At 56.7% G+C, this 12,467-nt stretch carries 11 protein-coding genes and 1 riboswitch; of the genes, 3 read left to right on the forward strand and 8 right to left on the reverse strand.

The annotated features are described in order from the left end of the window. The 4 genes from RTK01_RS12755 to RTK01_RS12770 form a co-directional block, all read right to left on the reverse strand. The coding region (locus RTK01_RS12755) for an HIT domain-containing protein (RefSeq protein ID WP_312281342.1) at positions 1-225 on the reverse strand (225 nt) is incomplete at its 3' end. A gap of 52 nt (positions 226-277) precedes the next feature. Further along, complete coding sequence (locus RTK01_RS12760) at positions 278-451, reverse strand: DUF4250 domain-containing protein (protein WP_312281343.1); 174 nt, start codon at positions 449-451, stop codon at positions 278-280. A gap of 1 nt (position 452) precedes the next feature. Then, positions 453-3,104: an alanine--tRNA ligase gene (alaS, locus tag RTK01_RS12765; protein ID WP_312281344.1), complete on the reverse strand. Its 2,652-nt coding sequence runs from the start codon at positions 3,102-3,104 to the stop codon at positions 453-455. A gap of 488 nt (positions 3,105-3,592) precedes the next feature. Next, positions 3,593-3,787, reverse strand: a complete 195-nt coding sequence (locus RTK01_RS12770; protein WP_312281345.1) for a DUF951 domain-containing protein — start codon at positions 3,785-3,787, stop codon at positions 3,593-3,595. Between the two features lie 94 nt (positions 3,788-3,881). Between RTK01_RS12770 and RTK01_RS12775 the strand changes: the two genes are divergently transcribed. After that, on the forward strand, positions 3,882-4,817 hold the full coding sequence (locus RTK01_RS12775) for a S1 RNA-binding domain-containing protein (RefSeq protein WP_312281346.1): 936 nt from the start codon (positions 3,882-3,884) through the stop codon (positions 4,815-4,817). Here the strand turns inward: RTK01_RS12775 and RTK01_RS12780 are convergent. Together RTK01_RS12780 and RTK01_RS12785 are read right to left on the reverse strand one after the other, a co-directional pair. Continuing rightward, on the reverse strand, positions 4,798-6,072 hold the full coding sequence (locus RTK01_RS12780; protein ID WP_312281347.1) for a replication-associated recombination protein A: 1,275 nt from the start codon (positions 6,070-6,072) through the stop codon (positions 4,798-4,800). The two genes, RTK01_RS12775 and RTK01_RS12780, sit on opposite strands and share 20 nt — an antisense overlap. Before the next feature lie 265 nt (positions 6,073-6,337). After that, complete coding sequence (locus RTK01_RS12785) at positions 6,338-8,203, reverse strand: HAMP domain-containing methyl-accepting chemotaxis protein (RefSeq protein ID WP_312281348.1); 1,866 nt, start codon at positions 8,201-8,203, stop codon at positions 6,338-6,340. Between the two features lie 267 nt (positions 8,204-8,470). Here RTK01_RS12785 and RTK01_RS12790 point away from each other — a divergent pair, with 267 nt between their 5' ends. Further along, entirely contained in the window at positions 8,471-8,833 is a 363-nt protein-coding gene (locus tag RTK01_RS12790) for a helix-turn-helix transcriptional regulator (RefSeq protein ID WP_312281349.1), read from the forward strand. A 125-nt stretch (positions 8,834-8,958) separates the two neighbouring features. Here the strand turns inward: RTK01_RS12790 and RTK01_RS12795 are convergent, their stop codons facing one another. Beyond that, positions 8,959-9,498 carry a CAP domain-containing protein gene (locus tag RTK01_RS12795; RefSeq protein WP_312281350.1) on the reverse strand — a complete coding sequence of 180 codons (540 nt, stop codon included), beginning with the start codon at positions 9,496-9,498 and terminating at the stop codon, positions 8,959-8,961. 109 nt (positions 9,499-9,607) lie between these two features. Then, a riboswitch (cyclic di-GMP riboswitch) is annotated at positions 9,608-9,695 on the reverse strand. A gap of 112 nt (positions 9,696-9,807) precedes the next feature. Beyond that, on the reverse strand, positions 9,808-10,488 hold the full coding sequence (locus RTK01_RS12800; RefSeq protein WP_312281351.1) for a class D sortase: 681 nt from the start codon (positions 10,486-10,488) through the stop codon (positions 9,808-9,810). 414 nt (positions 10,489-10,902) lie between these two features. Between RTK01_RS12800 and RTK01_RS12805 the strand changes: the two genes are divergently transcribed. Further along, a partial coding sequence (locus RTK01_RS12805; RefSeq protein ID WP_312281352.1) for an Ig-like domain-containing protein occupies positions 10,903-12,467 on the forward strand: 1,565 nt, incomplete at its 3' end.

A 12,467-nucleotide genomic window follows, 5' to 3' on the forward strand; every position in this document is an offset into this window, starting at 1 on the left:
CTTTTCGGCGGTGAGCTTTGCGATCACCTCGAAAATGTGGGCATCCAAAGCACTGTTGCTCCCGTCGATCTGGGACACGGAAGCAATGTGGCTCTTTGGAATCACCAGAAAATGGGACGGGGCCTGGGGTGCAATGTCGCTGAAAGCAAAGCACACCTCGTCCTCATACAGCTTGTCGCTGGGAATCTCCCCGGCGGCAATTTTGCAGAATAAGCAATCCGACATGATGGTTCCTCCCTTTTTTAATACTCGGCAAATTCATCCCGTTAAATTTATCTCAGATAAACCGGCGGTGCTGGGGGTGATAGCGATATCCCAGTTTTCCCAGAGTTTTGACCAATTCCGCCCGGTCCACATCCTCGGCGGCGCAGAGGTCCTCCAAATCCGCGTAATCATCCCGCAGCTTGGTGTTCACCACGCTCAGCAAAACGAAAGGGTCCTTCGGCAACATCTTACTTCAGCTTTCCCGCCACAAAGTCGTCCACCGCGGCCAGTGCGTCGTCCAGTTTCAGCAGGTCCTTGCCGCCGCCCATGGCGGAGTCGGGCTTGCCGCCGCCAGAGCCGCCCGCGATGCCGGACACCAGCTTCACCAACTCTCCCGCCTTGATGCCCTTTGCCACGGCCTCCTTGCCGCACACGGCAAGGAACGTGATTTTCTCCTCCGCGGCGCTTGCCAGCACCGCCACCACGCCCGGCTCCTTGTCCCGCAGGAAATCGCCCATCTGGCGCAGAGCGTTGGCGTCCGTGCCGGGGCGGCTGTGGGTCACGATTTTCAGACCGCCCACGGCCTTGGCAGACATCAAAAACTGCTGCGCGTCGCCAAGGGAAGCCTGCGCCTGATACCGCTCCACCTCACGGCGCAGCTCCCGCATTTCCAGCATCACCTGCTCCGCCCGGTCTGCAAGGTCAGTGGGGCTGGTTTTCAGCAGCTCGGCCGCCCGGAACAGCATCTCCTGATTGCGGTTCATAATCTCTAGCGAGGCCTTGCCCACCGTGGCCTCAATCCGGCGCACGCCGGAGGCGATGCCCGCCTCGGACCGAATGCGGAAGGGGCCAACCTTCGCGGTGTTGTCCAAATGGGTGCCGCCGCAGAACTCCATAGAGGCCAACTCCTCGCCCTCTCCCATGGAAACCACGCGGACGGTCTTGCCATATTTCTCGCCGAACAGGGCCACAGCCCCCAGCTTTTTTGCCTCTTCCACAGGAAGCTCCTGCGTTCCAACGTTCAGGCCCGCCAGAATTTCGTTGTTCACCAGCCGTTGGATTTTAGACAGCTCCTCCGCCGTGATGGCGGAGAAGTGGGTAAAGTCGAACCGCAGCCGGTCCGGCTCCACCAGAGAACCAGCCTGATGCACGTGGTCCCCCAGTACCTTTTTCAGCGCCGCGTCCAGCAGATGCGTGGCGCTGTGGGCGCGGCGGACGGCCTGACGGCGCTCCACATCGATGGCGGAGGAGACAGTGTCTCCCTTCTTCAGCTCGCCGGACTCCATCACGCCGTGGTGCAGGAATTTTCCCGCCTTGTCCTTTTGCACATTGCGGACGACGAACACCGCCCCGGCCATAGAAATGGTGCCGTGATCCGTCACCTGTCCGCCCATTTCGGCGTAAAACGGCGTTTTGTCCAGCACAAGCACGCCCTCGGTGCCTTTGACGATGGCGTCCCGCAGCTCATCCTCCGCCACGATGGCCAGCACCGTGCCGGAATCCCGGTTGTGGTCGTAGCCGGTGAACAGGGTGGGCGTTGCGTCAAGACCCAGATCGATGCCCGCCCATGCCACGTCGCCCAGCGCCTCCCGAGCCTTTCTGGCCCGGACGCGCTGCTGCTCCATCAGCTCGTGGAATCCGGCTTCGTCCACCTGCATCCCCTCTTCCTCCAGCATTTCCGCCGTCAGGTCCAGAGGGAAACCATAGGTGTCGTAAAGCTTGAACGCGTCCGCGCCGGAAAACAGGGATTTGTTCTCTTCCTTGTGGGCCACCAGCATTTCCGTGTAAATCTTCATGCCTGCGTCCAGCGTCTTGAGGAAGTTCTCTTCCTCCGTCCGCACCACCTTGGTAATATAGGCTTCCTTTTCCGCCACGTCGGAATAAGCGGCCTTGTTGACCTCGGCCACCGTGGCCACCACCTTGTACAGGAACGGCCCATCCACACCCAGCAGCTTTCCGTGCCGCGCGGCGCGGCGCAGCAGGCGGCGCAGCACATAGCCCCGGCCCTCGTTGCTGGGCAGCACACCGTCGCAGATCATCATGACGGAGGAGCGGATATGATCCGTGATAACTCGGAGGGACACGTCGGTCTTGGCGCTCTCCTCATAGTGGGCTCCAGTGATCTCGCTGACGCGGTTGGTAATGTGCATCACGGTGTCCACGTCGAACAGGGACGCCACGCCTTGACTTGCCACCGCCAGCCGTTCAAGACCCATGCCGGTGTCGATGTTCTTATTCGTCATCTCCTCGTAGTGGCCCTCGCCGTCGTTGACAAACTGAGAGAAGACGTTGTTCCAAATTTCGATATACCGGTCGCACTCGCAGCCCACAGTGCATTCCGGCCTGCCGCAGCCGTATTTCTCGCCCCGGTCATAGTAAATCTCGGAGCAGGGACCGCAGGGGCCGGGGCCGTGCTCCCAGAAGTTGTCCGCCTTGCCGAAGCGGAAGATGCGCTCGGCAGGGATATTCATGTCTTTGTTCCAAATTCCAAGGGCCTCTTCGTCCTCTTCGTAAATGGAGGGATACAGCCGGTCTGCCTCCAGCCCCGCCACCTCAGTCAAAAACTCCCAGCTCATGGGAATGGCCTCCTTCTTGAAGTAATCGCCAAAGGAGAAATTGCCCAGCATCTCAAAATAAGTGCCGTGGCGGGCGGTTTTGCCGATATTTTCAATGTCGCCGGTGCGGATGCACTTCTGGCAGGTGCAAACCCGGTTGCGGGGAGGCTCTTCCTCCCGGGTGAACCAGGTTTTCATGGGGGCCATGCCGCTGTTGATCAGCAAAAGGCTTGCGTCGTTGTGGGGAATCAGGGAAAAGCTGGGCAGGCGCAGATGGCCCTTGCTCTCAAAATAGCTCAGGAACATCTCCCGCAGCTCGTTCAGTCCATATACCGGACGTGCCATATATATTTCCTCCGTATTTCTCAAAATTTCTCGAAATTCATCGCGGTGCAAAAAGAAAACGCCCCGCCCCTGCATAGGGGCGAAGCGATGCTTCACGGTACCACCCTAATTATCCCCTTGCGGGGTTTCTTAGCCATCTTTGTATCGGGGATGAACCGCCCCGCTCGTCGCGGGATGCTCAGAAGTGGCTGCTGCGCGGCCTTGGGTGGGGGCTTTCACCATCTCCCCCTCGCTAAAACCTGTCCGCACGGCTGGCTCCGTCATGGCATTTTCAGATTATGTTGCTATTTTAGCACACTTTTTTACATTGTCAATGGGGTTTACGGCGACAAAACCGCCTTCGGGAGGAGTTTTTCAGCGCTCCCCGCCGGAGCGGTTCTCTCGGGACCAACCCGGACCTCACGCCATAAACGGCACTGCCAGCGACGCCAAAAGCGAAAACACCAGCAGTCCAATAATCACAATCGCCGCAATGCGGGTTCCCTTGTTCATCTGTTTTTTTCCTCCTCCGTCAAAATTTTTCGGATGCTCTTTTCTGCCCGGCTCCGGGGAAGCATCAACTCATGCCCGCAGCCCAGACATTTCAGCTTAATATCCATTCCCACCCGCAGAATTTCCCAGTGCTTGCTGCCGCAGGGATGCTGCTTTTTCAGTTCCACATGGTCGTGAAGATGCAAGTCCATTCCATTCCTCCTGTCAATCCCCCGCCAAAAGGCGCATATAGTGATTCAGATGCTGAATTTGCGCCGCGCTGCGCGGCGGATGGAGAGAGTTGCCATGCCGGAAAATAAAATGTATCTGCCGGAGGGCCTGCGCCCCCGCGCCACCCTTACCCCCGCCCTGCTGCGGGACGCTCAGGAGCACAGCACAATTTTGGAGGCCCCTGTAATCCGGTGCGACGGGAACCGGACGCTTCACGTCTCCCTCGGCCCCATGGAGGGCCTGATTCCCCGGAGCGAGGCCGTTTCCCCATGGATTGGCGGCGCGGACCGGGACATCGCGCTTTTATCCCTTGTCGGGAAGCCCGTCTGCTTTGCGGTCAGCAGCCTTACCGCCGACGGAAAGGGCGCGCCCCGTGCCCTTCTGTCCCGCCGGGCTGTACAGGAGCAGGCCATCTCGCACTTTATGGAGACGTTGGAGCCGGGAGGGATCCTCACCTGCCGTGTGACCCATATGGAGTCCTTTGGCGCGTTTTTGGACATTGGCTGCGGAGTGGTGGCCATGCTGCCCATCGAGCGCATCTCCGTTTCCCGCATTCCCCATCCTGCGGCCCGCTTCCGTACCGGGCAGAAAATTCTGGCGGCGGTGCTGTCCGTGGATCGGGAAACCCGCCGGTTCACCATGACCCACCGGGAGCTGCTGGGCACATGGATGGAAAACGCAAGCTATTTTTCCCCCGGCGAAACCGTTCAGGGCATTGTCCGCTCCGTCCGGGACTATGGGGCCTTTGTGGAGCTGGCCCCCAACCTCTCGGGGCTTGCGGATTTAAAGGACGACGTGGCGGAGGGGGACCGGGTTTCCGTCTACATACGCTCCATCCGTCCGGAGCACATGAAAATCAAGCTGCAAATCATCCAGCGGCTCACACCCTCCGTTTATCCCGTGCCCCTGCGCTATCAAATTACCGACGGAACGCTGGATCACTGGGTTTACTCCCCGGCCTGCTATGAAAAGCCACCGGTGGCCACGGATTTCACGGCCCTGCGCCCTTGATTTCCTCCCAGTACCGCCGTGCGGTCTGCTCGGTCTTGTTTTCGCCGTATTCGTAATACCGTGCGTTTTTCAGCGCGTCGGGCAGGTATTGCTGCTCCACCCAATGCCCCGGATAGGCGTGGGGGTACTTATAATTCTGGCGGCTGTCAAAGCCGGTGGTGTCCGCGTGAACGTTTTGAAGCCTACGGGGAATGTCTCCCGTCCGTCCCGCCTTCAAATCCCCTATGGCCGCCGCCACAGCGTTCACCGCGGAGTTGGACTTGGGCGCGGTAGCCAGCAGAATGGCAGCCTCGGCCAGAGGAATCTGCGCCTCCGGCAGACCCAACTGCACCGCCGCGTCCACACATGCCTTTGTCACGGCTATCGCCATAGGATAGGCTAGGCCGATGTCCTCCGCCGCGATGACCAGCAACCGCCGGCAGGGAGACAGCAGATCTCCCGCTTCCAGCAGCCGCCCCAGATAGTGCACCGCCGCGTCGGGGTCGCTGCCCCGGATGGACTTTTGAAGGGCGGACAAAATGTCGTAATGTGCGTCTCCCTCTCGGTCATAGCGCATGGCGCTGCGCTGCGTGAGCTGCCGCGCGTCCTCCCGTGTGAGCTTTAGCTCTCCGTTTTTGTCGGGTCGCGCCGCCCGGCAGAGAAGCTCCACCGCGTTGATGGCCTTGCGCACGTCTCCGCCGCAAGCGGTGGCCACATCCAGCGGCAGACCCTCTTCCCAGACAAGAGGCAGCTCCTGCCGTCCCTTCTCTATTTCCAGCGCCCGCTCCACGGCGGGCAGCGCCTCCTCCGGCGGCACGGACTTGAATTCAAATACCGTGCTGCGGGAGAGCAGGGCGCCGTACACGTAAAAATATGGGTTCTCCGTGGTGGAGGCAATCAGGGTGATCTGCCCGTTTTCCATAAACTCCAGCAGGCTCTGCTGCTGCTTCTTATTGAAATACTGTATCTCGTCCAGATACAACAGAATACCACCGGGAGCCAGCAGCGTCCCCACGTTTGCAATGACCTCCTTCACGTCCTGAAGGCTGGCGGTGGTAGCGTTGAGCCGGTAAAGCGTTTTCTGGGTTTTCTCCGCGATAATGTTTGCCACGGTGGTCTTACCGGTCCCGGAGGGGCCGTAAAATACCATGTTGGCGGAGGTCCCGCTTTCAATCAAGCGGCGAAGCACCGCGCCATGTCCCAGAAGGTGCTTTTGCCCCACCACCTCGTCTATGGTCCCGGGCCGTATTTCATCCGCCAATGGGCGCTGCTGCAAGGCGTTCCCTCCTTCCAAAGCCACCTTTCGGCGGCGCTGTCTTTTGTTTTCCCACCATACCACACGCGACGTGAAATTGCAAGATTTCCTAAGACGGCACAAGCGCCAAGCAGCAAAAACCCGTTTCCGGTTGGAAACGGGTTTTTTGATATATTTCTGCCCCAAAGGCGCACTTGAGACGCTTCGCAAGAGAACCGGGCGCTTATTTTGCAAAGCGGCAGTCAGACCCGGAAGTCCGCGCCTGCGGTTGTCCGTTTTCTTTGCGTCAATATTTTCCCGCGGGCAGATTGGCAGGCGCTGTCTTGCCCTCCATGTCCGCATCAAAGTTTGCCGCGTCGGCGGCATCGGAGACCGCGGCTCCGTTTGTATCGGACAAGCCGTCTTCTTCGGACGCATCGGGTGCCGAAGCGCTTTCCACCTCGCGAATGAAGTTGGCGCCCTCCTCTTTGAACCGGAACCGGCCCACCTCCTGACGCAGAGTGACTGCCTGAGCGGACATCTCCTCGCTGGTGGCGGAGTTCTCCTCCGCTGTGGCCGCGTTGGTCTGCACCACGGCGGAAATCTGGTTCAACCCGTCCCGAATCTGCTCGATGGAGTCGGTTTGCTGAATGGATGCCTGTTCAATCAGGCCGAAGCTCTCGGCCACCTTTTGGGCGCTCACTTCCGTGCTGCGCAGCTCCTGCGCCGTTTTTTCGGTAATTTCCGTCCCCCGGGCCACTGTGGCCACGGCCACCCCAATCAGCTCCGCTGTCCGGCGGGCGGCCTCGGCGGATTTACCTGCAAGGTTGCGCACCTCGTCCGCCACCACCGCGAAGCCCTTGCCCGCATTGCCCGCCCGGGCGGCCTCGATGGCTGCGTTCAGCGCCAAAATGTTGGTCTGGAAGGCGATGTCCTCGATGACCTTGGTAATGCTCACAATCTGGTTGGAGGACGTGCTGATCTCCCCAATCGCAGCCGAGAGCTGGTGCATATATTCGTTGCTGCCCTTCACCCCGCCGACGGCCTGCTCGATATGTTCGGCGGCAACCTTGATGGTAGAAAGGTTATTCTCAGCCTGTTCGGCAACCTGCGCAATGGAGGCGTTCAGTTCCTCCACGGTGGCGGCCTGCTCGGTGGAGCCGCTGGCCATCGCCTGCGCCCCGCCGGACACCTGATCCGCCCCGACGGCCACCTGCTCCGCCGCCGTGTTGACGCTGCGCAGCACGTCGCTAAGCTTGCCCCGCATTTTCCGGGTGTTTTCAAGCAGGGCGTGGTAGTCTCCCATGTAAATTTCTTCAGACGAGGAGTCAATTGAAAAATCACCGTTGGCAATCGCCTTCAGTCCGTGGGAGAGATCTTCTATAATGGCCTTTAGCGTCTCGGACATATTGGTGAAGCTTCGACCCAGCATTCCAGTCTCATCCTTGGAATTGACCGCCACGTTGATATTGAAGTCTCCTTTTGCAAGCCTGTCGGCAGCATCCACCACCTTATTCAGCGGTTTGCTGATGCCACGGGCAATCAGCACCCCCAGCACAATGGCCACCGCCAGCGCGGCCAGCATCACGGCCAGCATGATCAAATTGGAGATTTTCGCAAGCTGGTCGTTCTCCGCCGCCCTCTCCGCCGCCTGAGTGGAGTTGTACTCATAGATTTTCACAAAAGAGTCCATCAGACTGCCGCTCACCGCGTTCGCTTCCACCAGCAGAACGCGCCGCACATGGTCATACTGTCCCACCTTCGCATAGGAAAGGCCCTGCTGCATATAGGTCTTAAAATCCACCCAGTCTGATTTCAGAGCCAAAAACAGCTCCTGATCGGCATCCTCGGTAATGCCCGCCTCATAATTGCTCATGTCCTCTTCAATGGTCGTGAGGAGCGCTTCGCATTCTTTCACGTAATTGTCTCGCAGGGAGTCAGCTTGCATCAGCAGCATTTCGGCCACGTTGTACCGAATCCTCTGATAAGAAGTATTGGCGTCTCCCGAATACAAAATGGCCATGGTGTTTTTTTCATAGAGCAGCCTGCCCGATTTAGCCAACGCATTGATATTCATAAGTCCAACGATGCCAACAGCACCCGCAATAAGCGCTATGGCTAAGAATCCCGCCACCAGTTTCGTGGAAATTTTCAAGTTTGCAATCCGCCTCATAAATAATATCCCCTTCCATGCAGTTGAAATGCGCCTTTTTCTCTCTAAATTTGCGTGTCTATTTTTCTATATTTTATAATGCCGGAAAATGCGGAACCTTTTGCAGCCAACCTCGTCCCATAACTGCCCTGTTTTTAATTTTCCTGCATACACGCCATATATTTTGAACACCTTAAAGACGTGGATTTTTTGTTAACAAACTCATAGGTTGTATTTATCAATATTCTTGCCATTGTTTTGATATGATTTTCGACAGAGGTGCAATGCATGAGGACAACAATAGAAATTCTTCGCGGACTGCGTGAAGACAGAGATTTAAAGCAATCCGACATTGCCAGCTTAATCGGTACCACACAGCAGCAATATTCCAAATATGAGATGGGGGGGAGCGATCTTCCAATCCGGGCGCTGATCATTTTGGCCGACTTCTACAACGTGTCGGCAGATTATCTTTTGGGCAGAACCGACTGTAAAGACGGCCTTTCCGCCCTGAAGGAGCAGGTAATCGACGGCACCACGACGGGCGGGCTTCTCTCTTCCGTGCTGTCCCTGCGGGCGGGCGGGAGACGGGCGGTGCTGGAATACGTCTACTTGCAGCGTCTAAAGGAAAAATACGACGAAAGAAAATAGATTTGCTGTTTTCCGCCAATTTCCTTAAATTAAAAACCACGCGGACCGCGTGGTTTTGCGGGCTCAAAAAACGGCATAGCGCCAAGCGGACGCTATGCCGTTTAAATCCGAAAGGCTCCTGCTCCTCAGCTTTCCGAAGGGGTGAGGAACATGAGTGCGGCATGAATTGTACCGGCGCTGTTTTTGAAAAAGCCAAGCTCGGCAACGGTGAATTTTTCACTGAGAATATTGGCCTTATGGGTCTTGGACTCCATCCATGCCTTCACCAGCTCGTCCGGCGTTTTTTGGCCCTTGCCAAGATTTTCGCCGACCTTGATGAACAAGATATCCTCGTCTTCGAACGCCGTGGAAACGGACCGCCCGTCCAGTCTTTCATGGGCAAACTTCGTTGCGCTTTCCTCAGCGCGGACAGCCGCAACCTTGGCCAGCTTTGCATCCCCTTCAAAGGGTTCCAGCTCCTGTCTGGCGCGCTCCTCGTTGACCAGACGCAGCACCTCGGCGGAAAATTCCTCGGCAGTGAGGGCTTTGTCCTCTTTTTCCGCAGCCACTGCGGTGGGATTGGTGTTCGTTCCCTTTTCCCAGGAAGTAGCCTGCGCCGGAACGGCAAGCGCGGCAGCAAGCGCAGCGACGGCAAGAACCGCCCAGAACTTCTTCAGCCTTCTCACGATTTAAAACCCCTTTTCGCAGGAAGTTGAAATCGTGTCTAAAAGAAAAACAAGCCCCTTTTGGATTGCTACCAAAAAGGACTCACTAAATTCCTAATGAGACATCAATTTCGGCAGCCCGGCTATCATAGTTTTTATAAAACCTTAGATCCGTGGCTTTGCGTCCCATCCTTTCGGATGGTTTGCTATTATCGGTCTGTATGTCATATAAGCATATATGCGTTTTCTAAAGTATATGCGACTTTGTGTCAAAATGCAAGGCTTTTTGAAAAATCTTTTAAATTTTTTTCCTTTTTTGTCCTTTCTAAATCAGGAAGCCGCAGGATTTAAACTGGTGTCGGTCAGCCGAGCTCGGACAATCAGCCTGTGGCTGGATACCAGATAGGGCGTGCAGGTGATGAGTGTAAGGGTGGCCGTCTCGCCGGGGATGTCGGAAAGCACCCATGTTTCCTCCGGCAGCACGCTGAAAGACTCGTAGACCGTGTAGGTATACAGCGTCTCTCCCACCCCAAGAGTGATCTTCTCCCCCTCCTTCAGCTTGTCCAGATACCGGAAGGGGCTGGGCCGATGTCCCGAGAGGGCGCAATTGCCCTCCTGCCCCAAGCCCGCAGACCCCACCACATGACCCACGCCATAGCGCATCTGTCGCCCGGTACCCTCCAGCACGTGCTGCGACACACCAAGCGACGGGATCTTGAGAATTCCCAGCCGGACATAGACCTCCGGAGGCCCGGCCTCCGTCTCCTCCCCGGGAAGAATGCCGCTCTCGTCCTCCGGCACAGGCTCGGCCTCATCGGTAAGAAGACTGTCCGCATCCTCGCCGGTCAGGACGATAGGAGCAGGGTCCGGCAGTGTTTCGGGAATAATCCCAAACAGCCGCCCCCACGGGTAATCCGCCGCCTCCATCACCACAGCCGCAGCCACCAGCACAAGGCCCAGCGCCATCATCAGGCGCGGCCCTCTTCGGCGCTTTTCAGTGCTTTTCGCCATTGTCTTTTCCTCTGTCATTCGTATTTTCCGTAAGCGCTCTTCTGCCGCTTATGCAGCAAAGCAGCGCGGCATATTGAGCAGAACGCCGATACGCCTTTTGTCGGTTTCCTCTCCCTTCGCAGAAGGGATTCCACAGATTTTATCACACCCACCCCCGGGTTTCAACTTTGGAAAAGGCATTTATATTTCTTTTCTGTCAAAAAGCCCTGTCGGGCAATGCTTATCCCTGTGTTTTACTTCCCCTTTCGCCTCTTTTTTTGCGGTTCATATATTAGACTTTAAAAAATCTGAGTTTTCCGGCAAAAGCCGTTTTCAATAGATACCCCGGTCAAACACATTATCTGGCCTTCGCCGCCGTGCGGCGACATAATTTTCGAGAAATTTTGTGGGATTCAAAGAGAAGGAGATTTTTGTATGAGAGTACGAAACACAAGAGCACGAAAAGGGAAGGCATTTTCCCTACTCATGGCAGTGTTGCTTGCCATGCAGCTGCTGCCGCTGAACCTTGTTCAGGCTGTTCAGGAAGCGCCCGACGGAGGGTCGATGGTGATGCCCCTTGTCGCAGGAGGGCGCCTGAAAGACCTTACTGATACGAAGTATCTGGTCATTCACGGAAGCAATTATACTCCATCGAATCAAAAAAGCGAAATCAAAATTACCGACCCTTCCACTGGTAACGAAATTCTGCCCACAAGCAGCGGCTCTTCCGGCATTTATTACAACGCCCCCTCCGGCGCGAATCTGATGCTGAAGCTGGGCTTCCATCTGGAGGAAGGCGAACCCGGCGTTATGACCTATGACTACGAGGAGGGCGACTTTTTCGACTTCCGGCTGCCCGAGGGGCTTACTTTCTCGCCCTTATCTGGCATTACCGTAAAAGATGGCAACGGCACGACCATCGGCACCGCGTCCATTTCCGGAAACACGCTCACCGTGGTGTTCAACGCCAACGTTGAGGGGCAGTATGGCATCTGGGGCAATATCACCATCAACGGTACTTTTAACACTATTTCCTCCGGTGCACCGGAGGAAACCTCCTTCAGTCTCGGCTCACAGACAGTCGTAATTGAGCGCGACACCGACGATCCCCCGCCCGCCCCGGGCAAGGTCAATCTGGATAAAAACGGCGTATTCCTTCCCAGCGGCAATATTCGCTGGACCGTTACAGTCACGCCCGAATCTGAAACAACCAGCCTTGCCGGTTATATCCTGAAGGATACATACAGCGCCAATCAGACCTATGTCACAGATTCTTTCACGGTAAAAAGCCTGTCGGATACCACGCCCCGTACCATTATCGAAACGGACGTTACCAAGGGCACAAATTCCATTTCCTACACTTTCCCCGACGGCACGGAGGGAAAGCAGCTCGTCACCTATGAGACGACCCCGAATCTTCTCACCAATCCTGGCTCCGAAAAATTCAAAAACACCGCCGAGCTTTACAGAAGCTCTACGGACACCAATCCCCTGAAAGCGGAGAAGGAGCTGACCACCGGCGCGGTCATCAAGAAAGAGGGCAGCAACGTTCAGCCCGACAAAGAGGGCCGGATTGACTGGAAAATTACTGTGACCGTCCCCAAGGCGTACGACGCCGACGGCCACGAAATCCATGTGACCCTTCCCAACGCTAAAATTATTGACGAAATGGACCCCCAGTTGGAGCTTCTCACAACTCCCGCTGTGCAGTACAGCTATAACAGCGCGCCTTTTGACGCCGTTCCTTATACAACCACCGGCGAGGCTGGAAAATATAGCTTTGACATGGCCAATCCTCCTACCGCCCAAAAGCATACGCTGACCTACCTGTTCCAGTCTCCCCAGCCCCAATCCGGCGACACCGTGGTGCTTACCTACTCCACCAAGGTGAAGGACTGGGACACCGCGGCAAACAATAACACCAAGCTGGAATTTACCAACAACGCCCGCTTTGAGTGGATGTGGGACCCTGACGGCACTGGGTCCGGCTCCACCATTTC

It is taken from the genome of Oscillibacter sp., assembly GCF_031978065.1.
Classification (GTDB): Bacteria; Bacillota; Clostridia; order Oscillospirales; family Oscillospiraceae; genus Oscillibacter.

Bases quoted from the DNA above. Each gene is read 5' to 3' on its own strand.
- RTK01_RS12760 (WP_312281343.1), bottom strand. From the start codon at position 451: ATGTTGCCGAAGGACCCTTTCGTTTTGCTGAGCGTGGTGAACACCAAG.
- alaS (WP_312281344.1), bottom strand. From the start codon at position 3,104: ATGGCACGTCCGGTATATGGACTGAACGAGCTGCGGGAGATGTTCCTG.
- RTK01_RS12770 (WP_312281345.1), bottom strand. From the start codon at position 3,787: ATGGACTTGCATCTTCACGACCATGTGGAACTGAAAAAGCAGCATCCC.
- RTK01_RS12775 (WP_312281346.1), top strand. From the start codon at position 3,882: ATGCCGGAAAATAAAATGTATCTGCCGGAGGGCCTGCGCCCCCGCGCC.
- RTK01_RS12785 (WP_312281348.1), bottom strand. From the start codon at position 8,203: ATGAGGCGGATTGCAAACTTGAAAATTTCCACGAAACTGGTGGCGGGA.
- RTK01_RS12790 (WP_312281349.1), top strand. From the start codon at position 8,471: ATGAGGACAACAATAGAAATTCTTCGCGGACTGCGTGAAGACAGAGAT.
- RTK01_RS12800 (WP_312281351.1), bottom strand. From the start codon at position 10,488: ATGGCGAAAAGCACTGAAAAGCGCCGAAGAGGGCCGCGCCTGATGATG.